Origin of the sequence: Bradyrhizobium sp. 199, assembly GCF_023073355.1 — a bacterium.
Taxonomy (GTDB): Bacteria; Pseudomonadota; Alphaproteobacteria; order Rhizobiales; family Xanthobacteraceae; genus Bradyrhizobium.
The window spans coordinates 2,287,458-2,310,157 of sequence record NZ_JADPJI010000005.1 but is presented as its reverse complement, the minus strand read 5'-3'; the positions used below and the strand labels follow the sequence as shown (position 1 = coordinate 2,310,157).

The 22,700-nt window shown below is 65.2% G+C and carries 21 protein-coding genes; 9 read left to right on the top strand and 12 right to left on the bottom strand.

What is annotated here, in order from left to right:
- Genes IVB28_RS19760 through IVB28_RS19745 form a run of 4 tightly spaced genes read left to right on the top strand, consistent with a single transcriptional unit; the run spans position 1 to position 3,861 of the window.
- A complete protein-coding gene (locus IVB28_RS19760; RefSeq protein WP_247528298.1) occupies positions 1 to 942 on the top strand; it encodes an ABC transporter permease in 942 nt (313 codons plus the stop codon).
- A complete protein-coding gene (locus IVB28_RS19755) occupies positions 939 to 1,862 on the top strand; it encodes an ABC transporter permease (RefSeq protein WP_247528297.1) in 924 nt (307 codons plus the stop codon). The genes IVB28_RS19760 and IVB28_RS19755 overlap by 4 nt, the downstream gene beginning before the upstream one ends.
- Before the next feature lie 20 nt (positions 1,863 to 1,882).
- Positions 1,883 to 2,872, top strand: a complete 990-nt coding sequence (locus IVB28_RS19750) for an ABC transporter ATP-binding protein (protein ID WP_247528296.1) — start codon at positions 1,883 to 1,885, stop codon at positions 2,870 to 2,872.
- The gene (locus IVB28_RS19745; RefSeq protein ID WP_247528295.1) at positions 2,869 to 3,861 is read left to right on the top strand and encodes an oligopeptide/dipeptide ABC transporter ATP-binding protein; all 993 of its coding nucleotides are present in this window, start codon (positions 2,869 to 2,871) and stop codon (positions 3,859 to 3,861) included. Before IVB28_RS19750 ends, IVB28_RS19745 begins: the two co-directional genes overlap by 4 nt.
- A gap of 89 nt (positions 3,862 to 3,950) precedes the next feature.
- Here IVB28_RS19745 and IVB28_RS19740 read toward each other — a convergent pair whose 3' ends face one another.
- The 11 genes from IVB28_RS19740 to IVB28_RS19690 form a co-directional block, all read right to left on the bottom strand.
- Entirely contained in the window at positions 3,951 to 4,238 is a 288-nt protein-coding gene (locus IVB28_RS19740) for a YciI family protein (protein WP_247528294.1), read from the bottom strand.
- Positions 4,239 to 4,311: 73 nt separating this feature from the next.
- On the bottom strand, positions 4,312 to 5,286 hold the full coding sequence (locus IVB28_RS19735; RefSeq protein ID WP_247528293.1) for a sugar ABC transporter substrate-binding protein: 975 nt from the start codon (positions 5,284 to 5,286) through the stop codon (positions 4,312 to 4,314).
- Between the two features lie 41 nt (positions 5,287 to 5,327).
- Positions 5,328 to 6,305 (bottom strand): ABC transporter permease, encoded by a 978-nt coding sequence (locus tag IVB28_RS19730; protein WP_247528292.1) that lies wholly within the window; start codon positions 6,303 to 6,305, stop codon positions 5,328 to 5,330.
- Complete coding sequence (locus IVB28_RS19725) at positions 6,302 to 7,252, bottom strand: ABC transporter permease (protein WP_247528291.1); 951 nt, start codon at positions 7,250 to 7,252, stop codon at positions 6,302 to 6,304. The genes IVB28_RS19730 and IVB28_RS19725 overlap by 4 nt, the downstream gene beginning before the upstream one ends.
- Positions 7,245 to 8,768 carry a sugar ABC transporter ATP-binding protein gene (locus IVB28_RS19720; protein ID WP_247528290.1) on the bottom strand — a complete coding sequence of 508 codons (1,524 nt, stop codon included), beginning with the start codon at positions 8,766 to 8,768 and terminating at the stop codon, positions 7,245 to 7,247. The genes IVB28_RS19725 and IVB28_RS19720 overlap by 8 nt, the downstream gene beginning before the upstream one ends.
- 10 nt (positions 8,769 to 8,778) lie before the next feature.
- Positions 8,779 to 10,173, bottom strand: coding sequence for an FAD-linked oxidase C-terminal domain-containing protein (locus IVB28_RS19715; protein WP_247528289.1), 1,395 nt, complete (start codon positions 10,171 to 10,173; stop codon positions 8,779 to 8,781).
- Positions 10,174 to 10,231: 58 nt separating this feature from the next.
- The gene (locus tag IVB28_RS19710; RefSeq protein ID WP_247528288.1) at positions 10,232 to 11,116 is read right to left on the bottom strand and encodes an intradiol ring-cleavage dioxygenase; all 885 of its coding nucleotides are present in this window, start codon (positions 11,114 to 11,116) and stop codon (positions 10,232 to 10,234) included.
- Between the two features lie 15 nt (positions 11,117 to 11,131).
- Entirely contained in the window at positions 11,132 to 12,034 is a 903-nt protein-coding gene (locus IVB28_RS19705; RefSeq protein ID WP_247528285.1) for an NAD(P)-dependent oxidoreductase, read from the bottom strand.
- A gap of 21 nt (positions 12,035 to 12,055) precedes the next feature.
- Positions 12,056 to 13,429: an amidohydrolase family protein gene (locus IVB28_RS19700; protein WP_247528283.1), complete on the bottom strand. Its 1,374-nt coding sequence runs from the start codon at positions 13,427 to 13,429 to the stop codon at positions 12,056 to 12,058.
- Positions 13,430 to 13,433: 4 nt separating this feature from the next.
- A complete protein-coding gene (locus IVB28_RS19695; protein WP_247528281.1) occupies positions 13,434 to 14,513 on the bottom strand; it encodes a maleylacetate reductase in 1,080 nt (359 codons plus the stop codon).
- Positions 14,510 to 14,833, bottom strand: a complete 324-nt coding sequence (locus IVB28_RS19690) for a Dabb family protein (RefSeq protein WP_247528279.1) — start codon at positions 14,831 to 14,833, stop codon at positions 14,510 to 14,512. The genes IVB28_RS19695 and IVB28_RS19690 overlap by 4 nt, the downstream gene beginning before the upstream one ends.
- 107 nt (positions 14,834 to 14,940) lie before the next feature.
- Here IVB28_RS19690 and IVB28_RS19685 point away from each other — a divergent pair, with 107 nt between their 5' ends.
- From IVB28_RS19685 to IVB28_RS19665, 5 genes are all read left to right on the top strand, one after another.
- Entirely contained in the window at positions 14,941 to 15,861 is a 921-nt protein-coding gene (locus IVB28_RS19685) for a LysR family transcriptional regulator (protein WP_247528278.1), read from the top strand.
- Positions 15,862 to 15,877: 16 nt separating this feature from the next.
- A complete protein-coding gene (xylB, locus tag IVB28_RS19680) occupies positions 15,878 to 17,323 on the top strand; it encodes a xylulokinase (protein ID WP_247528277.1) in 1,446 nt (481 codons plus the stop codon).
- A gap of 130 nt (positions 17,324 to 17,453) precedes the next feature.
- A complete protein-coding gene (locus tag IVB28_RS19675) occupies positions 17,454 to 18,977 on the top strand; it encodes a sugar ABC transporter ATP-binding protein (RefSeq protein ID WP_247528276.1) in 1,524 nt (507 codons plus the stop codon).
- Complete coding sequence (locus tag IVB28_RS19670; protein ID WP_247528275.1) at positions 18,970 to 20,013, top strand: ribose ABC transporter permease; 1,044 nt, start codon at positions 18,970 to 18,972, stop codon at positions 20,011 to 20,013. Before IVB28_RS19675 ends, IVB28_RS19670 begins: the two co-directional genes overlap by 8 nt.
- Positions 20,014 to 20,101: 88 nt before the next feature.
- Entirely contained in the window at positions 20,102 to 21,049 is a 948-nt protein-coding gene (locus IVB28_RS19665; protein ID WP_247528274.1) for an ABC transporter substrate-binding protein, read from the top strand.
- 98 nt (positions 21,050 to 21,147) lie between these two features.
- Here IVB28_RS19665 and IVB28_RS19660 read toward each other — a convergent pair whose 3' ends face one another.
- Positions 21,148 to 22,683, bottom strand: coding sequence for a hypothetical protein (locus tag IVB28_RS19660; RefSeq protein WP_247528273.1), 1,536 nt, complete (start codon positions 22,681 to 22,683; stop codon positions 21,148 to 21,150).
- Between the last annotated feature and the right edge of the window lie 17 nt (positions 22,684 to 22,700).

Genomic DNA, 22,700 nt, shown 5'->3' with positions numbered 1-22,700 from the left:
ATGCTCTCTTACATCCTCCGCCGCATCGTCGCGACCTTGCCGGTGATGGCGATCGTCGCGCTGTTCGTGTTCAGCCTGCTCTACATCGCGCCGGGTGATCCGGCCGTGGTGATCGCGGGCGACCAGGCGAGCCCGGAGGATGTGGAGCGCATCCGCCAGAGCCTCGGTCTCGACCGTCCGTTCCTGGTCCAGTTCGGCAGCTGGGTCTGGCGCATCCTGCACGGCGATCTCGGCACCTCGATCTTCACCAATCTGCCGGTCTCGGCGATGATTGGACAGCGCTTAGGGCCGACGCTGTCGCTGATGATCGTCACGCTGCTGCTTACGATCGTGGTGGCGGTGCCGCTCGGCGTCGTGGCGGCGTGGAAGGCCGGCAGCCTGATCGACCGCATCATCATGGGCTTTGCCGTGTTCGGCTTCTCGCTGCCCGTCTTCGTGGTCGGCTACATGCTCGCCTATATCTTCGCGCTCGAGCTGGAATGGCTCCCGGTGCAGGGTTATACGCCGCTCACGCAAGGCTTCTGGCCGTGGCTGGAGAATTTGATCCTGCCGTCAATCGCGCTCGGCTGCGTCTATATCGCGCTGGTCGCGCGCATCACCCGCGCCTCAATGCTGGAAGTGTTGCAGCAGGACTATATCCGCACGGCCAAGGCCAAGGGCCTCGGGCAGGGCGGCATCCTGTTCATTCACGCGCTGAAGAACGCGGCCGTGCCGATCGTGACCGTGATCGGCATCGGCATCGCGCTCCTGATCGGCGGCGCGGTGGTGACCGAAAGCGTGTTCGCGATCCCCGGCCTCGGCCGGCTCACGATCGATGCGATCCTGCGCCGCGATTATCCCGTGATCCAGGGCATCGTGCTGCTGTTCAGCTTCGTCTACGTCCTCGTCAATCTGATGATCGACGTCATCTACACGCTCGTTGACCCGAGGATCCGCTATTGACCGACACGACCGTCAATCCGCAAGCGCTCCCGGCCGGCCTGGTCCTCGCGCCGCAACTGCCCGAAATCTTGCGGCCGGTCGCGATCCGGCGCGGCTTCATCGGATTCTTGCGCGGTCATCCCACCGTTGCGATCGGCGGCGCGCTGCTGCTCACGCTGGTCCTGATCGCGATCTTCGCGCCGTATCTTGGAACGGTCGATCCGACCGCGCTGGCGCCGGCCAAGCGCACCCGCGCGCCGTCGGCAATTTTCTGGTTTGGTACCGACGTGCTCGGCCGCGACATCTATTCGCGCGTGCTCTATGGCGCCCGCGTCTCGCTCACGGTCGGCCTGTCAGTGGCGATCTTCGCATCCGCGGCCGGCCTTGCCATCGGCATGGTCTCCGGCTTCATCCGCTGGGCCGACGGCATCCTGATGCGCTTCATGGACGGCTTGATGTCGATCCCGCCGATCCTGCTCGCGATCGCGCTGATGGCCTTGACGCGCGGCAGCGTCGGCAACGTCATCCTCGCCATCACCGTTGCCGAGATCCCGCGCGTCTCGCGCCTCGTCCGCAGCGTGGTGCTGTCGCTGCGCGAGCAGCCCTATGTGGACGCGGCCGTGGCCTGCGGCACGCGCACGCCGATGATCATCCTGCGCCACATCCTGCCCAACACCGTGGCGCCGATGCTGGTGCAGGCGACTTATATCTGCGCCAGCGCCATGATCACGGAGGCGATCCTGTCCTTCATCGGGGCCGGCACGCCGCCGACCATCCCATCCTGGGGCAACATCATGGCCGAGGGCCGCGCGCTGTGGCAGGTGAAGCCCTACATCGTGTTCTTTCCGGCGGCGTTCCTCTCCGTCACGGTTCTTGCCGTGAACCTGCTCGGCGACGGCCTTCGCGATGCGCTCGATCCGCGCATGGCCAAGAGCCTCTGATGGCGCGAGGCTGATCCGCGATGGCGCTGCTCGAAGTCGAAAACCTCCAGACCCACTTCCGCACCCCTGGCGGCATCAACCGCGCGGTCGACGGCGTGTCCTTCCATGTCAACGAGGGCGAAACGCTCGCCATCGTCGGCGAGTCCGGTTGCGGCAAATCGGTGACTTCGATGTCGCTGATGCGGCTGATCCCGGAGCCGCCGGGCAGGATCGCCGGCAGCATCCGCTTTGCGGGCAGGGACCTTTTGCAGCTCTCCGATCGCGAGATGCGCGCCATCCGCGGCAACGACATCTCGATGATCTTCCAGGAGCCGATGACGAGCCTGAACCCGGTGCTCACCGTCGGCCGCCAGATCCGCGAGACCCTGATGATCCATCAGGGCCTCGACAAGCAGGCCGCCGAAGCGCACGCGGTGGAGATGCTGACGCTGGTCGGCATTCCCGAGCCGAAGCGCCGCGTGCGCGAATATCCTCACCAGCTCTCCGGCGGCATGCGTCAGCGCGTCATGATCGCGATCGCGCTCGCCTGCAATCCGAAGCTTCTGATTGCGGATGAGCCGACCACCGCGCTCGACGTGACGATCCAGGCGCAGATCCTCAAGCTGATGCTGGATCTGAAGAGCCGGGTTGGCGCGGCCATCATTCTCATCACCCACGATCTCGGCGTCGTCGCCGAGATCGCAGAACGGGTCATGGTGATGTATGCCGGCCGCAAGGTCGAGGAGGCGCCTGTGGCCGAGCTGTTCCGTTCGCCGCGTCATCCCTACACACAAGGCCTGCTCGGCGCGGTACCACGGCTCGGCTCCTCGCTAACAGGCGCGGCACGACGGCTTGCCGAGATTCCCGGGCAGGTGCCTGACCTGCGCAACCCCATCAGCGGCTGCGTCTTCGCGGGCCGCTGTGCGCTCGCGACCGATCTGTGCCGGCAATATGCGCCGGGGCTCGAAGAAAAGGGGCCTCGTCACCTCGCCGCCTGCCACTATGCGGCCAAGGGAGCCGTCGCGGCATGAGTCCTCCGCTGCTGCAGGTCAACGACCTCAAAAAGCACTTCCCGGTCAAAAAGGGCCTGTTCAGCCGCAGATCCGAATGGGTCTATGCGGTAGACGGCGTCTCTTTCGAGATCGCGCGCGGCGAGACGCTGTCGCTGGTCGGCGAATCCGGTTGCGGCAAGTCGACGGTCGGCCGCGCCATATTGCGGCTGTTCGACATCACCGCGGGGCAGGTGATCCTCGACGGCCAGCGCATCGACGACGCCGCGCCGAGCGCGATGCGGCAGATGCGCCGCCGCGTGCAGGTGGTGTTCCAGGATCCGTTCTCGAGCCTCAATCCGCGCATGCGCGTGCGCGACATCGTGGCCGAGCCGATCCGCAATTTCGGCCTCGCCAAATCGGCGGAAGACCTCGAGGTCCGCGTCACGTCACTGATGGATACCGTGCGCCTGCCGCGCGAGGCGCTGAACCGCCGGCCGCACGAATTCTCCGGCGGCCAACGGCAGCGCATCGGCATTGCACGCGCGCTCGCGGCCGAGCCCGAACTAATCGTCTGCGACGAAGCGGTTTCGGCGCTGGATGTTTCGGTCAAGGCGCAGATCGTCAATTTGCTGCAGGATCTCCAGCGCGAGTTCGGACTTGCGCTGTTGTTCATCAGCCACGATCTCGCGATCGTCGAGCACATGACCCACCGCGTCGCCGTGATGTATCTCGGCAAGATCGTCGAGGTTGCCCCGCGCCGCGAGATCTTTGCCGCGCCAAGGCATCCCTACACCAGGGCGTTGCTGTCGGCGGTGCCGCTGCCCGAGCCCGGCGCCCGGCGCAATCCCATCATCCTCAAGGGCGACGTGCCGAGCCCGATCAATCCGCCGCGCGGTTGCCGCTTCCATACCCGCTGTCCGCTCGTGTTCGATCGCTGCCGGGTCGAGGAGCCGGTGCTTCGCGCCGCTGGAGCCGAGCAGTGGGTGGCCTGTCATCTTGAAGAGGTGGCGCCCGCGGCGAGCAGCTGAAGGGTGAGATTCGCGTTGGAAATTCGTGAATGAAAACAACCCCATCCTACTGTGCATGGGGTTGTTTTCGCGCTTTGATGTGGCCGGCCTCAACCCTGCCGGCGCAGGAAGCCCGTGATCGTCACCTTTTCCCAGATGCCCGCCGCGGCAAAGGGATCGGCGCGATTGAAGGCCTCGACGTCATTGCGACCGGGCGCCTCGATCAGGAACAGGCTGCCGATCATGGTTTGACCATCGTCGGAGACGAGCGGCCCCGACATCACGATCTGGACGCCGAAGGGCGAGGTGTCGCTCAGGAACGCCTTGTGGGCATCGTAATTGGCCAGCCGGCTCGGCAGCGCGCCGGCGCGATCGACGGCGTGAATGGCGAACAGCATGATGTCTCCGTTTCTTGGCTCAGTCTCGGGACGGCCGCAGGCGTGGCCGTCCGGGCTTGTCGTGGCGGTCAGCTTACTTGGCGCTGAGCTTGCCGGCATCCTCGAACGTCGGGCAGGTCCGCTGCTCCAGCGGCACGTCGAACGGCTGGTAATTGTCCTTGGTGATCACGGTCGGCTTCAGCACGATCTCGTTGATAACAGGCTGATTGCGCAAGGCGCGGATCGCCATCATGGTGCCGAGGCAGCCTTGGGCAAACCCGTTGTAGTCGCCGCTGGCCAGCAGCTTGCCGGATTTGATCGCGTCGATCGCCTCCTTGGTGCCGTTGATGCCGATCACCTGCGCCTTGCGGTTGGCGCCGTCGAGCGCCTCGATCGCGCCGACCGCCATGGCATCGTTGGCGGCGAGCACGCCGTCGATCTGCGAATTGGACTGCATCAAATTCTCCATCACCTGGAGCGCCTGCAGCCGCTGATAGTTGCCGGGCTGCGAGGCGAGCAGCTTGGCGCCAGGCGCTTCCTTGAGCGCGTCGTTGAAGCCGCGGACGCGGTCGACATTGGTCAGCGAGCCCTTGACGCCCTCGATTATGACGATGTTGCCCTTGCCGCCGAGCGTCTTGAGCAGGAAGCGCGCGGTCTCCAGGCCAAGGCTGTAATCGTCGGCGCCGACGAAGGACAGGAACTTGCCGCCCGCGGAGCGGTCGGTGATGTTGACGACCGGGATCCTGGCCTCATTGATCTTCTCGACACCAGGCACCATCGCCTTGTAATCGACCGGCGTGAACACGATCGCGCTCGGCTTCTTCACCACGACGTCCTCGATCTGGCTGAGCTGCTCGGGAATCGAATCCGGCTTGGTCGGGATATATTGCAGCGTCTTCGCGTTCAGGGTTTTGGCCATGCTGTCGGCCCCGACCCGCACCGTCTGGAAGAACGGGTTGGTCTGGTTCTTGGTGAAGACGGCGATGGTCTCGCCGTCAGCATGTGCGCCAGTGGTGAACCCAGCCGCGATCAGCAGCGGCAGCGCCAGATAGCCCAGTTTCTGTTTCATGTTGCCTCCATCCCTCGTTTGCTTGTCGGAACTCTAAGTGCTCATTGCGCGCGGCGACGGGTCTTCATGTCGAGCCAGACCGCGAGAATGACGATGACGCCGGTGACGAGCGGCTGCCAGTTGGCGCTGACCGACAGCAGGTTCATGCCGTTCAGCACCAGCGTCAGGATCAGCGCGCCGATGAACGTGCCGAACACGGTGCCGACCCCGCCGAACAGCGAGGTGCCGCCGATCAGCACGGCCGCGATCGCCGGCAGCGTCAGGCTCTCGCCGATGTCGGCCTCCGCCGAATTGAGCCGCGACAGGAAGATGATCGAGGCAAGTCCCGCCATCGTTCCCGAGACGGCATAGACCAGCAGCAGGCGCCGCGCGACCGGAATGCCGGAGAGGCGCGCGGCGACCGGATTGGCGCCGATGGCATAGATCTCCTGACCCCAGATCGTTCGTTGCGCGAAGAATGTTCCAATCCCGAGGAACACCAGCAGCAGATAAACCGGGATCGGCAGGCCGAACAGATAGCCGCTGCCGATCTGGCGGAAGCCGGCGGGGAAGCCGTGCAGGGTCTCGCCCGCCATGTACCAATAGGCTAGGCCGTTCAGCACCCAGAGCATGCCGTAGGTGGCGATGAAGGAGGGGATGCGGAGCGCCGTGACCATGATGCCGTTGAGGAGGCCAACGATGCCGCCGCAGGCAAGCCCGGTGAGGATGCCGAGCGCTGGCGAGCCGGTCTTGTGGATCACGGTGCCGGCGATGCAGGCGGACAGCGCGACATTCGCGCCGACGGAGAGATCGAGGCCGGCGGTCAGCACCACCAGCGTCAGACCGGAAGCGATGAAGAAGGTCAGGCTCGCCTGCCGCAGCACGTTGAGGATGTTGCCAAGGCTCAGGAAGGAATCGCTGAGCACGGCGAGCGCCGCGCAAATCAGAAACGCCGCCAGCAGGCGATAGAACACCTGGATCGCGTCCTGCGACAGGAAGGAGCGGGGCGGCGCGATGGCGTCCTTGGTGATGTCGGTCATGCGCGGCTCCGGAGGCCGTCGAGGAACAGGGCGACGATGACGAGCACGCCGACGCTTGCGACCTGCACCGAGGACGGCAGCGAGATCAGGTTCAGCCCGTTGCGCAGGACGCCGACCGAGAGGACACCGAGCAGGGTGCCGAGCAGCCAGCCATTGCCGCGCTCGAACGAGGTGCCGCCGACGGCGACGGCCGCGATCGCGTCGAACTCAAGCCCGAGGCCGGCGGTGGGGTGACCGGAATTCATCCGCGCGGTCATCAGCAGGCCGGCGATGCCGGCCATGGCGCCGCCGATCGCATAGACGGCGATCAGCAGCTTGTTTGGAGAGAGGCCGGCATAGCGCAGCGCCTCGCGATTGCCACCGAGCGCGAAGATGTAGGTGCCGAAACGGGTGTGATAAAGCAGCCCGTGGAATGCCGCATACGTCACCAGCGCCATCACGATCGGCACGGGCACACCGAGAAGCGTCGCAGAGTAGATGTCGCGCACGCTGTGGGGAATACCCACCACGCTCTGGCCGTCGCTGACGATCAGCGACAGGCCCTGCGCCATGCCGAGCGTGCCGAGCGTCGCGACGAAGGGCGGGATGCCCACGATGGCGACCAGCCACCCGTTGGCGACGCCGAACGCCGTGCCGACCAGCAGGCCGGCACCCAGACCCAGCAGCATCGATTTGGTCGCGAGCGACACGACGGCGACGCAGAGTGAGGTCAGCGTCAGCACTGCGCCCATCGACAGGTCCAATCCCTCGGTCATGATGATCAGCGTCATCGGCAAGGCGAGCATGGTCAGGATGGTCGACTGCACCAGCACATTGGAGAGGTTGGCGGCCGACAGGAAGCCGGGCGCGATCACGCTGAACAGCGCGATCAGGAGCACCAGCACCATCGCAACGCCGGGAATGCGTTGCAGCGGGTTGGGCGTCGAGACGGCCGCGGCCTCACGCATGGTGCATCCCCAGTCGCACGATGTTCTCCTCGGTCAGTTCGTGGCGTGTCAGGTGCCCGGCGATGCGCCCCTCGCGCATCACATAGGCGCGGTCGCAGACATGGCAGATCTCGATCTGCTCGGACGAGATCATCAGCGCCGCGGCGCCTTCCGCGACGAGACGGTCGATCAGGGCAAAAATCTCGGACTTGGCACCGATGTCGATGCCCCTGGTCGGCTCGTCGAAGATGAACAGCTTTGAGCCGGCCGCCAGCCATTTGCCGATCACGACCTTCTGCTGGTTGCCGCCGGAAAGCAGGCCGACGGTCTGGCGTACGCTCGGTGTTGCGATCCTGAGCTGCCGGATCAGGCCGTCAGAAGTGCGTTGCGCAGCGCGCTGGTCGAACAGGCCGCTCGGGAAAAGCTTTCGCAGAGCCGACACCACGAGATTGTCGCTCACCGAGCGCAGCAGCGCGAGGCCCTCGCTCTTGCGGCTTTCCGGGATCAGCGCGATGCCGCGACGGGCGGCGAGGTCAGGCTCGCCCGAAATGGTCTTGCCGTCGAAGATGATCTCGCCCGATGTCACGGGATCGGCGCCGAAGATCGCGCGCGCGACCTCGCTGCGGCCGGAGCCGACCAGGCCGCACAGGCCGACGATCTCGCCCCGGCGCACCTCGATGTTGATGTCGGAGATGCCGGTCGAGGAACTCAGGCCCTTGACCTCCAGCAGCAGCTCGCCGGGCTTGTCGGCGAAATGGCGCGGATAGGTCATGTCGATGTTGCGGCCGACCATCATGCGGACGAGCTGGTCCGGCGTGACGTCGGCGGGACGGACGCCGTCGATGCGGCGGCCGTCGCGCAGCACGGTGATGCGATCGCCGAGCGCGAACACCTCGGCCATGCGGTGAGAGATGTAGACGATCGACACGCCGTCGGCCTTCAGTCGTGCGATCAGTTCGAACAGCAGCTCGGTCTCGCGGTCGGACAACGCGGCGGTCGGCTCGTCCATGACAAGGATGCGCGCGTTCTGGCTGATCGCTTTTGCGATCTCGACCATCTGCTGCTGCGCGACGCCGAGCTTGTCGACGATGGTGGAATGATCGATGTCGAAGCCGATCGTGCCGAGCACGCGCTTCGCATCGGCCAGGATCTTGCGGCGGTCGATGGTGCCGGGGATGCGCCCCCGGGGCTCGCGGCCGAGAAAGATGTTCTGGGTGATGTCGAGATAGGGAACGAGCGAGAATTCCTGGAAGATCACGGCAATGCCGAGCTTCTGCGCATCTGCGGTCGAGGAGATCGCGACCCTCTTGCCCTCATGGTAGAACTCGCCCGCGTCAGCGCTGTAAGCGCCGCACAGCACCTTCATCAGGGTCGACTTGCCGGCGCCGTTCTCGCCCAGCAGCATGTGGACTTCGCCGGGGTAGACGGCAAAGGACACATCGTCCAGCGCCTTGACGCCGGGAAACTCCTTGCTGATGCCGCGCAGCTCCAGCAGCGGCGTCGGCGAGGTGACCTCGATCGGAAGCGCGCCGCTCATGCCTTTTCACTCATGCCGTGGCTCCGCCCGCGAAGATCTTTCCAGGGTTCATCAAGCCACTCGGATCGAGCGCAGTCTTGATCGACCGCATCACATCGACTGCCTCGCCGAGTTCGTCGGTGAGATAGTCGATCTTGCCGAGCCCGATGCCGTGCTCGCTGGTGCAGGTCCCGTCCATGGCGATGGCGCGGGCGACCATGCGGGCCTGCAGCGCCTTGGCGCCTTCGGTCTCCTCGGGCTTAGCGGGATCAATCAGGATCAGCATGTGAAAATTGCCGTCGCCGACATGGCCGACGATCGGCGCGGTAAAGCCGTGCTCGTCCGCATCGTGCCGCGTCTCGGTCAGGCATTCCGCGAGGCGCGAGATCGGCACACAGACGTCGGTGATCACGGCCCGTGCGCCGGGCCGCAGGCCGAGGCCGGCATAGAGCGTGTTGTCGCGGGCGTGCCACAGCCGGCTGCGGTCTTCCGCTGCCTTGGCCCAGGCAAAGCCGTGACCGCCATGGTCGGCGGCGATCGTCTGCGCGGCCTCGGCCTGCTCGGCGACAGAGGTCTCGGAGCCATGGAATTCGAAGAACAGGGTCGGGGCCTCGCGATAGTCGAGCTTGGCGTAGGCGTTGATGCCACGCATCATGACATCGTCGAGCAGCTCGATGCGTGCCACGGGAATGGCGGACTGGATCACGGAGATCGCGGTGTCCACGGCGTCGTGCAGCGTGTCGAAGCTGCAGACTGCGGCCGAGATCGCCTGCGGCACGGGATGCACCTTCAGCGTGATCTCGGTGATGACCCCGAGCGTGCCCTCGGCGCCGACGAACATGCGTGTCAGATCGTAGCCGGCCGCCGACTTGCGCGCGCGTCTGGCGGTGCGGATGATGCGGCCGTCGGCCAGCACCACCTCGAGCGCCATGACGTTGTCCTTCATGGTGCCGTAGCGCACGGCCATGGTGCCGGAGGCGCGCGTCGAAGTCATGCCGCCAATCGAGGCATCGGCGCCGGGGTCGATCGGGAAGAACAGCCCTGTGTTGCGCAGCTCCGCATTGAGCTGCTTGCGCGTAATGCCGGGCTGCACCACGGCGTCCATGTCGCTGTCGTGCAGCGCCAGCACCTTGTTCATGCGGGCGAAGTCGAGGCAGACGCCGCCCGCGACAGACGCGGCATTGCCTTCGAGCGAGGTGCCGGCGCCGAACGGCACGATGGGCATATTCGCGCCGGCGCACAGCTTGACGATCTCGGCGACTTCCTGTGTCGTCTCGGGGAAGACGACGATGTCGGGCGGCAGATTGCGATAATGCGACTCGCTCTGCCCATGCTGGTCGAGCACGCCGCGCGCAACGCTCGCGCGCGGACCGATTAAGCCTGTAAGGCGATCGGCCAATGCTGCCGTGCTGACCCGCGGTCCCATCCTCAGCTCCCGTCTGCTTTCCGTTGCCGGACTCTTGTTGGTCCGTCGCCGCGTAAGTCTAAGCGGCTCTTGCGCTGCTCGCGAGCTGCTTCAGGCCGAAATCGTAGTTGAGGTGGAAATACTCCTGCTCCACCATGCGACCATCCGGCGCACGGCCGGGCGGGCAGCGCACAAATTCCCGGATCAGGCTGTCCTTGACGCCGAACACCACGTCGCTGTCGAGATACTGGTCGCCCGCGACGAATACATGCGTCACGAGCTGCTCGAAACCGGGCGCCGAGATCATGAAATGCACATGGGCGGGCCGCCAGCGATGGCGGCCCTGCGCCTCCAGCATCTGGCCGACCGGGCCGTCGTGCGGGACGGGGTAGGCGGCCGGCTTGATCGACCAGAAATGGAAACGGCCGCTCGCGTCAGTGTGAAAGCGCGCGCGCATCGCAAGATTGCCGATGTCATCGAGCTGCTGCACGTCGTAATAACCGTCATCGTCGGAATGCCAGACGTCCACGACCGCGCCAGCCAGTGGCTTGCCGTCCACGGTCGAGACCGAGCCGGTGACCAGCATTGGATCGCCCTCCATCGGGCCGGAGATGTCGGCGCCGTTGTCCTTCTCCGGCGCGGCCTGGACGAAGAACGGCCCGAGCACCGTGGTCTCGGTCGCGCCTGCCGGCACCGGATGGTTGATTGCGTCGACCAGCATGGAAACGCCGAGCGTATCCGACAGCAGGATGAATTCCTGGCGCTTGTCGTCGCACATGTGCCCCGTGCGGGTGAGGAAGTCGATGCCGGATTCCCATTCCTTCTGGGTCGGCCGCACCTCGCGGACGAAGGCGTGCAGGTGGCGCACCAGCGCTTCGCTTACCTGCTTGATCCGCGGATCGGTCGCGCCTGCAATCCGCTCCAGCACCGCCTCGGTGATGGTGTTCTCGTTGAAATTGCGCATCGGTGTCTCCGCCGATCAGAGTTTGGGCTCGCCAAGCCCGGACAGCCGTTCGAGATGTTTGACCGTCGCGATGAAATCGGTGTCGCCGTCGCCTTGTGCGACCAGCGAGCCATAGATCTCGCGCACCTGGGCTGCGAGTTGCAGCGGCACGCCGACGGCATGCCCAGCGCCGAGGATAAGGTCGAGATCCTTGGCCATCTGCTTGCAGGAGAAAGTGGATTCGAAATCCCGGTTGCGCAGCGGCGCCGTCTTGTACTTCACCATGGGCGAAGCCACCGCGCTGTCGTCGAGCACCTTCAGGATGTCCGGCCAGGCAATGCCGCCCTTGCGCGCCAGCGCCAGGCTCTCGGCCATCATTGCCGCCGAGACGGCGATCATCAGATTGACCGAGAGTTTTGCGTAACGGGCTTCCTCGGCCGGCCCGAGATAGGTCTGGGCGCGGGTGAAGGCGGCGAACAGCGGCTTTGCGCTTTCGAAGGCGTCCTTCGGGCCCGAGACGAAGCAGGTCAGCGCGCCGGTATGAACGATGCTGGCATTGCCGGAGACCGGGGCACGCAGATAGGCAATGCCGCGGGCCTGTGCCGCGGCCGCAACTTCGTTGGAGGCCTCGACGCTTACGGTGCTGGTCTCGATCAAGACGGCACCGGGCGCCGTCGCTGCGATGAAGCCGGTCGGACCCAGCAAGGCGCCGCGCAGGGCGGCGTCATCGGGCAGGGACGTGACGACAGCGGCCTTGCCGCTCACGGCCTCGGCCGGCGACGCGGCGACCGAAATGCCTTGCGAGCGTGCCTCGCTGATCCGCGCCGTGCTCTGATCGAATGCTGTAACGGCGTAGCCGGCCTTGGCGATCAGCACCGACATCGGCAAGCCCATCTTGCCGATCCCGATGAAAGCGATGTTTTTCGAAGCATCTGTCATTGTTGTTGTCCGTTGGCGCCTTCAGGCGGCGCGTCCCTGTCGTTCGATGTCCTGCACCAGCCGCCGGCCGGATTGCGCCAGCAGCTCCTTCTTCGTCTCCAGCCCTTCGACCAGCAGCCGGCCTTTCCGCTTCTTCCAGGCGCCGCCAATCATCACGGCCTCGATATTGGCAAGGCTCGTCTGCATCAAGACGGTTGCGACGGGATCGTGCACCGGGACGAGGTTCAGATCGGAGGCGTTGATGACGACGAGGTCGGCGAGCTTGCCCGGTGTCAGCGATCCGATCTGGTGCTCGCGGCCGAGCATGCGGGCGCCTTCCGTGGTGATCCAGCGCAGGGCCTCGCGGACGGGGATCGTGGTGGTTACCGGAATGGCGCCACTCACTTTGCGCGACTCCGCATTGTCGAGCGAGCGCTGCATCGATAGCGCGATGCGGGCGGCGGAGAAAAGATCGCCGGCCAGGATGGATTCGAGGTCGATGCCGATCGTCGGGCGAACGCCGCGTTTGAGCAGCCGACCAGTAATTGGGAAGCCGTGGCCCTGGATCATCTCGTTCTCCGGCGTCACCGAGAAGGACACGCCGAGATCAATCATCCGGTCGAGGAGATTATCAGGCAGGTCGTTGCCATGGACGATGTTGATGCCGGCGCCGACATCGCCGGCCTCGATCAGCTTCTCCCAGCCGCCTGGTGTCTTGGCCGGGCCGCCGCCCTGATGCATCGATGCGATCAGCTTGAGCTCCCGCGCCATGCGGAAGTCATGCATGGCGACGTCGAGCGTCGAATAATGCGGGCCGAGAATGGCGAGCCCCAACGTGACGAGGCCGCCGCGATCGGCGAGGGGGCCTGCGAGCAGCCGCTCGACCTCGCGCCGCGGATGCGGCACTTCGGAGAAATGCGGCTCGCCCGGCTTCGGCTCGGGCTTCGGGGAGCCGTGAAAGAAGGCGGCGCGGATGCCGCTCGCGATCAGGCCGCGCACGGCAGCGTCGGTATGATCAGGTGTCGGATTGTTGTGGCACCAGTCGACCAGCGTGGTCGTGCCGCAATTGATCTGGTTCAGGGCGCCGACGAGGGTGGCGATATGGATGTCCTCGGGCCGGAACACGGTGGCAAGGCCGGCATGCATGCGGCGAAAATATTCCAGCAGCGTCCAGTTCGCGGCATAGCCACGCAAACCGGTCTGCCAAGTGTGCATGTGCGCGTTGATGAGGCCGGGAATGACAATGCGGCCCTTGCCGTCGACGATCTCGGTTTCAGCCGCGCCGCTGCCGAGCTCGATCGACGGCCGAACGTCGGCGATGCGATTGCCTTCGACCAGCACGTCGCCGGTGCTGAAATCGCCGATCGCGTCATCCATGCTGATGACGACAGCGGATTTGATCAGCTTGCGCCGCATCGCTTCAAGCCGCTGGTTCGACCGCGCCCGGCGGTTCGCCGGCCCAGGCGCGCGCGATCAGGTCACGGATGGCATTTCGGTCTAGCGGCCGCGGATTCCAATAGGCGTTGGTGACAGCGAGGTCGGCCGCCTTCTCGATTCCGTTCTCGGGCATGCCGACGTCGCGTAGCGCGGTCTTCGCGCCCAGCCGTTTTGCAAGTTCGAAAAGCCCATGCGACGCATCGGCCGCGCCGATCGCGCGCGAGATGCGCGCCATGGCATCCGGCACGGCCAGTGCGTTGTAGGCAAGCGCGTGCGGCAGCACGATGGTGTGTGTCTCGGCATGCGGCAGGTCGAAAGTGCCGCCGAGCGTGTGGCAGAGCTTGTGATGCAGCGCCATGCCGACGGTGCCGAGGCAGACGCCGCACAGCCACGCGCCATAGAGCGCCTCGGTGCGGGCCTCGCGGTCGTCGGCCTTGGCGGCGATCGCGGGCAGGGCGCGTGCCAGCGCACGGATGCCTTCTTCCGCCATCAGCGAAGTGACGGGATTGGCATCGCGCGCATAGAGCGCCTCCACGGCATGCGCGATCGCGTTGATGCCGGATGTTGCGGCCAGACTCGCCGGCAGCGTCAGGGTCAGATCGACATCGTAGATCACGGTCTCCGGCAGGATCGCCGCATCGCGCACCGTGGTCTTGAGGCCGTTCTCGGTCTGGCCGACGATCGGCGTCATCTCCGAGCCGGCATAGGTGGTGGGAATGCAGAGCTGGTTGATTCCGGTGCGCAGCGCCAGCGCTTTGCCGAGGCCCGTGGTCGATCCGCCACCGAGCGAGACGACGCAATCGGCATCCCACGCCTTCATCGCTGCGAGCGCCCGCTCCGTGACGTCGACCGGCGTATGCATGGTGGCTTCAGAGAACAGTCCGGCATAGAGCGCGCCGAGCGCCGCCCCCAGGCTCTTGCCTTGTGCTTCCTGCTGCGGCGTGGTCAGCACCAGCGCGCGCGTGCCGCCGAGCCGTTCCACCTCGGCTTTGGCCGACGCAAGCGTTCCGCTGCCGAACACGACGCGGCAGGGCAGGTTTTCAAAGGTGAACGAACCGATCATGCGCCGGTCTCTTTGATGGGATAATCGACCTGGAAGCGTCCGATCCGCAAGTCACCCAGGGCTTCGCGTACGCGCAGATGTTCCGGATGGTTGGCATAGGCGCTGAGCGCCGCCTGGTCGGTAAATTCGGAGAATAGGACCACGTCGCACGCGTAATCGACCGCGCTGACGTCGAGGCCGACTTCGATATGGGTAAGGCCGTCGATCCGCCCCTTGAGGCCCTCGAATAGGGTCTTGACCTTGGCCCGGGCGGCGGCGCGCTCCTCCTGGGTCTCGCCGCGCAGCCGCCACATCACGATGTGCCTGATCGGGCCCGACATTTCTTGATTTCCTCGCCTGCCATTCTCGTTTGTTGGGCTTATTTTGCCTTGCAGAAATCGGAAATAAAGGCCAAAATTTGTAAGTCTCTTTTCCTCTTTTAGCAAAAATGGACCGGCTGCTCCAACTCGAGGTCTTCTCCAAAACCGCCGAACTCGGCAGTCTGTCCAAAGCTGCCGAAATCCTGCGGATGTCGAACGCGGCCGCGAGCCGTCACCTCAGCGCGCTGGAGGAGCGGCTTGCGGTCCGGCTGATCGAGCGCAACACACGCCGGCAATGGCTGACCGAAGCCGGGCAGGAGCTGCTGCAGCGTTGCAGCACGCTTTTGAATGAACTCGCCGAGGCCGAGGATGCGGTCTCCGACCGCGCGCTGTCGCCGAAGGGCATGCTGCGCGTGACGAGCTCGCTGTCCTTTGCGATGATCTATCTCGCGCCGATGCTGCCCGCCTTCCGCGCGCTCTATCCAGATCTCAGCGTGCAGATCATCAGCGCCAACCGCTATCTGGACTTCATCGAAGCCGGCATCGACGTCGCAATCCGCACACGGGAGCACGAGCCGGATTCCAACATCATCGTCCGCCGCATCGGCCAGATGCATCGTGTTCTCGCGGCGGCTCCCTCTTACCTGGAGAAGCACGCCCGCCCGGAGCATCCCGCCGATCTCGCCCGGCACAACATGCTGATCTACAATCTCGCCAACGATCCCTATTCGTTGCGTCTGAGCCAGGGCAGCACGACGCAGACGGTCCGGATTGCGCCGACGCTCGACAGCAATGACGGCCAGATCATCTGTGGCGCAGCGCGCGCAGGGCTCGGCATCCTGATCCAGCCGCTTTATATCGTTCAAGCCGATATCGCAGCCGGCCGGCTGGTGCCCGTCCTGATGGGCTGGGAACTGCCGCTGCTCACCATGAACATCGCCTATCAAAACCGCGTCAGGCTGCCCGCCAAGATCAGGGTCTTTTCCGACTTCCTGGTCGGCTATATTCGCGAGCATTCGCTGCCGGGGATCTGGATCGACGCGGCGTAATGAGCGGGAAGCAGCCATGTATCTCGGCATCGATCTCGGGACCTCCGCAGTCAAGACCGTTCTCGTCGACGATGCCCAGCGCGTGATTGCAAGCGAAAGCCGGCCGCTCGCGACCGCCTCGCCGCAAGCCGGCTATTCCGAGCAGGATCCCGCGCAGTGGATCGATGCCACGTTCGCCACGCTGGATGCCCTGAAAGCAACGCGTGCCGGCGAGCTGGCGGCTGTCAAAGGCATCGGACTCTCCGGACAGATGCACGGCGCCACGTTGCTCGACGCCAACTTGAGACCGTTGCGGCCCTGCATCCTCTGGAATGATGGCCGCGCCGCCGCCGAGTGCCGTGTCCTGGAGCAGCGCTGGCCCGCATTGAGGGCCACGACGGGCAACAAGGCGATGCCTGGCTTCACCGCGCCAAAACTGCTCTGGATCGCGACGCATGAGCCTGACATCTTTGCAGCGACGAAGCTCGTGCTGTTGCCGAAAGCCTATCTGCGTCTGGTGCTATCAGGCGAGGCCATCGAGGACGTCTCGGATGCATCGGGTTCGCTGTGGCTCGACGCCGCCCGCCGGGACTGGTCGGACGCAGCACTCGCCGCGACTGGCCTGTCGCGCGATCAGATGCCGCGTCTGGTCGAGGGATGCGCGCCCGCAACGACACTGCGGAGCGAGCTGGCGCGCCGCTGGGGCATGACCGGGCAGCCGGTCATTGCGGGCGGCGCCGGCGACAATCCGGCAGGTGCCGTCGGCATCGGCGCGATCCGGCCCGGAGCCGCCTTCATATCTCTGGGAACTTCGGGTGCCTTGCTGGCGCCGAGCGGCACAATTGCCGCCAACCCGGACCGGGCGGTGCATACATTCTGCCACGCCATTCCCGGCATGTGGATTCAGGCTGGCGCGATCCTCTCGGCCGCCTCCTGCCTCGCCTGGGCCGCGCGCCTGTTCGGCGTCACCGAAGCCGAGTTGCTGGCGCCGCTCGGGCCGCGCCCACAAGCGCCGTCGCCGGTGAGCTTCCTGCCTTATCTCGCGGGGGAGCGGACACCGCACGACGATCCCGCCGTGCGCGGCATGCTCGATGGTTTGAGCCATGGCACCGATCGCGACACGATCGTGCGGGCGGTGCTCGAAGGCGTTGCTTTCGCGCTGGCCGATTGCCGCGATGCGCTCGCTTGTGCCGGCATTGCGATCGCGGAAGCCGATGTCATTGGCGGCGGGTCGCGGTCCCGGTTTTGGCTCTCGGTGCTGGCGAATGTGCTGGATGTGCCGATCCATCGCTTTGCCGGAGGTGAGACCGGCGCGGCGTTCGGTGCGGCGAGATTGGGGCGGCTTGCTGTCACCGGTGAGGCAATCGATGTCGTCTGCACAACTCCGCAGCGCATCGAGACATTCGAACCTGACACCGGGCTGACCGGTGCCTATGCCGAGCGGCTTCCCGCCTGGCGCGAACTGTATCGGCCGCGCCACTAACATCGTCTCGATGTTGCATTCTCCTGTGTTCGGTATTGCTCTGGCCTGCGGCCTTTTGTTTAATGCGTGAACCGCGCTGACAGAAAGATCGAGACGCGGGTGGGAAACGCATTGTGCGCCGGGAGGCACGATGAACAATCCGATCCTCGAGATGCGCGGGGTCTCCAAATCCTTCTTCGGCATCAAGGCACTGCGCGCTGTCGATCTCACCGTCTATGACGGCGAAGTCCATGCCTTGATGGGCGAGAACGGCGCCGGCAAGTCGACGCTGATGAAGATCCTGTCCGGCGCCTACAGGCCTGATCCGGGCGGCGAGATCCGCATCGACGGAAGCTTGGTGCGGATCGAAGGTCCACTCGGCGGCCGCAACGCAGGCATCTCCATCATCTATCAGGAGCTGTCGCTCGCCCCCAATCTCAGCGTTGCCGAGAATATTTATCTGGGACGCGAGATCTCGCGTTCAGGAATGCTGGCGCGCGGTGTCATGCGCGAGGGCGTCGGCCCCATCCTGAAACGGCTGGGCGCGGACTTCCTGCCATCGACGCTGGTGGCGCATCTCTCGATGGGCCAGCGCCAACTGGTCGAAATCGCGCGTGCCCTGCATGCGCGGTCAAAAATCCTGATCATGGACGAGCCGACCGCCGCGTTGTCGGCGGGCGAGAGCGCGCGGCTGTTCGCGCTGATCCGCCAGCTTCGCGCCGAGGGGCTTGCCATCATCTACATCTCGCATCGTATGGACGAGGTCTATGCGCTCGGCGACCGCGTCACCGTGCTGCGCGACGGCCGGCTGGTCGGCTCGCTCGACAAGCCGGAGATCCGCGCCGACACGATCGTGCGGCTGATGGTCGGGCGCGACGTCTCGTCGTTCTACAAGAAGGACCACGATCCCAAGGCGGGGCGGGGACATCCCGTGCTCGCAGCGATCGACATGGCCGATGGCCACCGCGTCAGGGGCTGCTCGCTCACCGTGCATGCGGGCGAGGTGGTTGGTCTCGCCGGTCTGATCGGCGCCGGCCGCACCGAGCTTGCGCATCTCATCATCGGCGCCTCGCCCAAAATCTCCGGCCGGCTCGAGCTGGAGGGACGGAAACTCGAGATCCGCACGCCGGGCGACGCGCTCGAGGCCGGGATCGCCTATCTGACCGAGGACCGCAAGGCGCTCGGCTTGTTCCTGGACATGTCATGTCTTGATAACATCAACCTCACGGTGCTCGGGCGCGATGCGAAGCTCGGCTGGTTCCTGGATCGCGACAAGGCGCACGAGCGCGCCGACCGAGCCTTCGCCGGGCTCAGCATCCGCGCCGCCAATGTCGGCGTACCCGCGGGTGGCCTGTCCGGCGGCAATCAGCAGAAGCTGCTGCTGTCGCGGCTTCTCGCGATCGCACCAAAGGTGCTGATCCTCGACGAGCCGACGCGTGGCGTCGATGTCGGCGCCAAGTCGGAGATCTATTCGATCATCGACAATCTGGCCAAGGCCGGCACCGCCATCCTCGTCATCTCGTCCGATCTGCCTGAGATCATCGGCATCTGCGACCGCGTTGTCGTCATGCGTGCCGGCCGCATCGCCGGCGAGATGACACGCGGCCCCAATTCGCCGCTGACACAAGAAGACATCATGGCGCTTGCCACGGGGATGGAGCATCTCGATGCCTGACAATGGTGCTTCGCAGGCCCAGCCCGCTCCGAGCACGACGACCAATGGCGCTGCCGCCGAGACAAAGCGCCAGCGGGTCAGGATGCTGATCAGCGCGCTCGGGATGCTGCCGGTGCTGCTGATTCTCTGCATCGGCTTCCATTTCCTGTCCGAGGGACGCTTCTTCACCGGACAAAATCTCGGAATCGTGCTGCAGCAGGCGGCGGTGAACACCGTGCTCGCCGCAGGCATGACCTTCGTCATCCTCACTGGCGGCATCGACCTCTCGGTCGGCTCGATCCTGGCGGCCTCCGCGATGGCCGGGCTGACGCTCTCCAAGCTGCCGGAGCTTGGCATGCTGTGGCTGCCGGCAGCGCTGCTCACCGGCCTTGGCTTCGGTATCGTCAACGGCGCGCTGATTGCGCTGCTCCGGTTGCCGCCTTTCATCGTCACGCTCGGCTCTCTCACCGCCGTGCGGGGCCTCGCGCGGCTGCTCGGGGCCGACACCACCGTCTTCAATCCGTCGATGCCTTATGCCTTCATCGGCAATGGCTCGCTGACGTTCATTCCCGGCGTCGCGTCGATCCCGTGGCTGTCAGTGATCGCCTTGCTCGTCATCCTGGTCTCGTGGCTGGTGCTGCGCCGGACCGTGCTCGGCGTGCACATCTATGCGGTCGGCGGCAATGAGAGCGCGGCGCGGCTCGCCGGCATCAAGGTCTGGGCCGTGCTGATCTTCGTCTACGGCATCTCCGGGCTTTTCGCCGGGCTCGGCGGCGCGATGCAGGCGGCGCGGCTCTATGCGGCCAACGGCCTGCAGCTCGGGCAGTCCTATGAGCTCGACGCGATCACCGCCGTGATCCTGGGCGGGACCTCCTTCGTCGGCGGCATCGGCTCGATCTGGGGCACGCTCGTCGGCGCCCTGATCATCGCCGTGCTGTCGAACGGGCTGATCCTCGTCGGTGTCTCCGACATCTGGCAATACGTGATCAAGGGCCTGGTGATCATCGGTGCCGTCGCGCTCGATCGCTACCGGCTGCAAGGCTCCGCCAGAACGTGAAGGTTCTGCCGGAACTTGAAAATGCGAAGTTCCGCTGCGGCAACTGGTCTGCCGTGCCGGGGACGAAGACAGACCAGGGAGGAAGTCCATGTTGAAGATGTTCATGCTCGCCGGCGCCGCGATGGCGCTAGCCTCAAGCACCGCGCCGTCCTTCGCCAAGGAGCTCAAGTCGATCGGCGTCTCGCTGGGGTCGATGGGCAACCCGTTCTTCGTCGCACTGTCGAAGGGCGCCGAGTTCGAGGCGAAGAAGGCCAATCCCAATGTGAAGATCACGACGGTCGGCTTCGAATACGATCTCGGCAAGCAGGTGACCCAGATCGACAATTTCATCGCTGCCGGTGTCGACCTGATCCTGCTCAATCCCGGCGACCCCAAGGCGATCGGGCCGGCAATCAAGAAGGCGCAAGGCGCGGGCATCTTCGTCGTTGCGGTCGATACCGCGGCCGAAGGCGCCGATGCCACCGTGACCACGAACAACGTCCAGGCCGGCGAGATCTCCTGCCAGTACATCGTCGACAAACTGGGCGGCAAGGGCGACGTTATCATCGAGAACGGGCCGCAAGTCTCCGCCGTGATCGATCGTGTCGTCGGCTGCAAGAACGTGTTTTCGAAGAACCCCGGCATCAAGGTGTTGTCCAACGACCAGGACGGCAAAGGCTCGCGGGAAGGTGGCCTCACTATTGCGCAGGGCTATCTGACCCGCTTCCCCAAGATCGACGCCATCTTCGCCATCAACGATCCGCAGGCGATCGGCACCGACCTTGCGGCGCGCCAGCAGAACCGCAGCGGCATCGTCATCACGGCGGTCGACGGCGCGCCCGATATCGAAGCCGCGCTGAAAGATCCGCAATCGCCGCAGATCCAGGCCTCGGCTTCGCAGGACCCGTTCTTCATGGCGCGGCGGGCCGTGCAGGTCGGTGTCGGCATTCTCAATGGCCAGAAGCCGGCCTCGACCGTCGAGCTGCTGCCATCCAAGCTCGTGACCAGGGACAACGTCGCCCAGTACAAGGGCTGGACCTCGGATCGCTCCCAGTAAGCGCCGCACCTGCCACATCAAGATGATGGACGGTGTCATTGTCGCTGCGCTGGCAGTGTCCAGCGCGGCGACGGTCTCGGGAGGGTGCACCAGCCGGGCTAGCAGGCGGTATGGGGGCTGGTTCGAGCGGACGGCATCGCCGACGGAAATTTGCTCCCCAAGGCGCGGATCTTGGGTTGGACGCGCGATCCGTCGATCACTTCGAGCTGGCCGTAGCGGTTCAGGGTATGGAGCTTCCTGCCGGGCCATAGCGGTCCGGGCCTCACAGAATGGCGCACGATCTGCTTGAAGGCGGTCGGCGACAGTTCGACCACTTCCGCCAGCGCGAGGGCCGCGCCGTAACCGTCCGTGCAGTTCTGGATCGGGCGCCACAATTTGTCATTCAGCGTGACGAAATTCCCGGCCGGCCGCGTGCTTGCGCGGTCAATCAGGACCGGATTGCTGGAATGGGGCAACCAGGGGCCCAGCAGGCGGTCGGCATAATAGATCGCCAGCGAATCCGAATAGCCACCGGTTCCGTCGCGCCAGGCTCCGAACAGATAATGCAGGCCGTTGTGCTGTGTGATGGTGACGTCGGCCAGCTCGAGGCCAGAGAGAAGCGTCGCGTGTCGCTCCCATTTGTCCGGGAACCGGATGCATTTGTAGAGGGCGACGTCGCCGTGGGTCGAGCTTTCCGGGATCATCCACAACGCGCCATCGTCTTCGATCAGAAACGGATAGGAGAGGTGCCAGGGCTTCTCCAGCACCGGCACGACCTCGCCGACCGGTCCACTGTCATTGAACTCGATCGCCGAGATGATGCCTTTCCCGACACGGTGGTCGAGGTCCTCGAAGAAGACGAATGTTCGCCCCTGCCACGTGATCGGAAAGGGATCGGCGTAAAAGCGATGTCCGGGATCAGGAAGAATGTTCCAGTCCGGTCCGGACAGATCGCCGGTTTGCCAGACGCCCGCGCCCTTATTGAAGCGCCATCCGACATGCCAATGGGGAGCATAGCAGCAGAGGCGATAGATCTCCTTGGCGATCGAGACGGCAAGGCCGCGCGCGACGTAGCCAACGGGGCCACGGCGCGGGCCATCCCCAGCCGGCCGCGCCAGTTGCGGCACGATGCGCTGTCGTCCCGACAGGATCGCCGCCACCATGGTCAGGGTTCGCGCCATAACGGTTTCAAGTCCGCCGCTGAGGCCGGCGGCAATCTCTCCGGATGGATGGCCGCGATCGAGGACTGAACCGTCGACCTCGTTGACGAGGTCGATCACCGGCAGGTCGCCGGCGAGAATGGCGGCGAGAGCGGCGTTTTCGCCAGCAACTCCATTGAACAGCGGACGGAGATACAGCGGTGCGGAGCTGTTCGGATCGCGCGCGCCGCCGGTGAAGTCGACGATCACGTCGGCCGCCTGGTTACGAACCTGCGTCCGTTCCGGAGCGATGTTCAACCGGTTGGCGCCGCTGTGCTTGCCCTTGTGCAACACCATGCGTTCGAGCTCGAACAGCGCGTCGAGACCTGCGGGGCGGGGCTCGGCCGTGGCCGCCCACGCGATTTGAACCGGCACGTCGCGGCCGTCTATCGATAGCGTTTCGCGGCTCATCCAGCGCCGCGCGTGCTCACGTTCACAGCGAAACTCGATGATCATGTCGAGCCAATCTATTC

What these genes read in the sequence shown, in the direction of transcription:
- IVB28_RS19760 (WP_247528298.1), top strand. Translation starts at nt 1, where the DNA reads ATGCTCTCTTACATCCTCCGCCGCATCGTCGCGACCTTGCCGGTGATG.
- IVB28_RS19750 (WP_247528296.1), top strand. Translation starts at nt 1,883, where the DNA reads ATGGCGCTGCTCGAAGTCGAAAACCTCCAGACCCACTTCCGCACCCCT.
- IVB28_RS19745 (WP_247528295.1), top strand. Translation starts at nt 2,869, where the DNA reads ATGAGTCCTCCGCTGCTGCAGGTCAACGACCTCAAAAAGCACTTCCCG.
- IVB28_RS19740 (WP_247528294.1), bottom strand. Translation starts at nt 4,238, where the DNA reads ATGCTGTTCGCCATTCACGCCGTCGATCGCGCCGGCGCGCTGCCGAGC.
- IVB28_RS19735 (WP_247528293.1), bottom strand. Translation starts at nt 5,286, where the DNA reads ATGAAACAGAAACTGGGCTATCTGGCGCTGCCGCTGCTGATCGCGGCT.
- IVB28_RS19730 (WP_247528292.1), bottom strand. Translation starts at nt 6,305, where the DNA reads ATGACCGACATCACCAAGGACGCCATCGCGCCGCCCCGCTCCTTCCTG.
- IVB28_RS19725 (WP_247528291.1), bottom strand. Translation starts at nt 7,252, where the DNA reads ATGCGTGAGGCCGCGGCCGTCTCGACGCCCAACCCGCTGCAACGCATT.
- IVB28_RS19720 (WP_247528290.1), bottom strand. Translation starts at nt 8,768, where the DNA reads ATGAGCGGCGCGCTTCCGATCGAGGTCACCTCGCCGACGCCGCTGCTG.
- IVB28_RS19715 (WP_247528289.1), bottom strand. Translation starts at nt 10,173, where the DNA reads ATGGGACCGCGGGTCAGCACGGCAGCATTGGCCGATCGCCTTACAGGC.
- IVB28_RS19710 (WP_247528288.1), bottom strand. Translation starts at nt 11,116, where the DNA reads ATGCGCAATTTCAACGAGAACACCATCACCGAGGCGGTGCTGGAGCGG.
- IVB28_RS19705 (WP_247528285.1), bottom strand. Translation starts at nt 12,034, where the DNA reads ATGACAGATGCTTCGAAAAACATCGCTTTCATCGGGATCGGCAAGATG.
- IVB28_RS19700 (WP_247528283.1), bottom strand. Translation starts at nt 13,429, where the DNA reads ATGCGGCGCAAGCTGATCAAATCCGCTGTCGTCATCAGCATGGATGAC.
- IVB28_RS19695 (WP_247528281.1), bottom strand. Translation starts at nt 14,513, where the DNA reads ATGATCGGTTCGTTCACCTTTGAAAACCTGCCCTGCCGCGTCGTGTTC.
- IVB28_RS19690 (WP_247528279.1), bottom strand. Translation starts at nt 14,833, where the DNA reads ATGTCGGGCCCGATCAGGCACATCGTGATGTGGCGGCTGCGCGGCGAG.
- IVB28_RS19685 (WP_247528278.1), top strand. Translation starts at nt 14,941, where the DNA reads ATGGACCGGCTGCTCCAACTCGAGGTCTTCTCCAAAACCGCCGAACTC.
- xylB (WP_247528277.1), top strand. Translation starts at nt 15,878, where the DNA reads ATGTATCTCGGCATCGATCTCGGGACCTCCGCAGTCAAGACCGTTCTC.
- IVB28_RS19675 (WP_247528276.1), top strand. Translation starts at nt 17,454, where the DNA reads ATGAACAATCCGATCCTCGAGATGCGCGGGGTCTCCAAATCCTTCTTC.
- IVB28_RS19670 (WP_247528275.1), top strand. Translation starts at nt 18,970, where the DNA reads ATGCCTGACAATGGTGCTTCGCAGGCCCAGCCCGCTCCGAGCACGACG.
- IVB28_RS19665 (WP_247528274.1), top strand. Translation starts at nt 20,102, where the DNA reads ATGTTGAAGATGTTCATGCTCGCCGGCGCCGCGATGGCGCTAGCCTCA.
- IVB28_RS19660 (WP_247528273.1), bottom strand. Translation starts at nt 22,683, where the DNA reads ATGATCATCGAGTTTCGCTGTGAACGTGAGCACGCGCGGCGCTGGATG.